The sequence below is a fragment of the Nitrosospira sp. NpAV genome (assembly GCF_000832065.1).
In the GTDB taxonomy this organism is placed as follows: domain Bacteria; phylum Pseudomonadota; class Gammaproteobacteria; order Burkholderiales; family Nitrosomonadaceae; genus Nitrosospira.
Window position 1 is genome coordinate 1 of record NZ_JXQM01000298.1, and the last position, 260, is coordinate 260.

The 260-nt window shown below is 53.8% G+C and carries 1 protein-coding gene; it reads left to right on the forward strand.

Translation table 11 applies throughout. The annotated features are described in order from the left end of the window. Positions 1 to 260, forward strand: a 260-nt coding sequence (locus SQ11_RS16180; protein WP_041515238.1) for a copper-binding protein, incomplete at both ends; no start/stop codon positions are given.

Consider the following 260-nt stretch of genomic DNA (forward strand, 5'->3'; position numbering starts at 1 on the left):
GAGACCGTATGGGTGCCAGCACGCATCGAAGATGTCATGCCGGATCATGGCATGGTGACGCTATCCCATGCCCCCATCGCGGCTTGGAATTGGCCGGCCATGAGCATGGATTTCCAGGTTGCTGATACGGTTAGCCTTGAACAGCTGAAAGCCGGAATGGACATCCAAGCCGAACTCGAACGGATTACGGAAGACAAGTTCGCTCTACGAGACGTGCACGTTGACGATGATAAGACTAATGCACCCAGCGATGTGGTAAT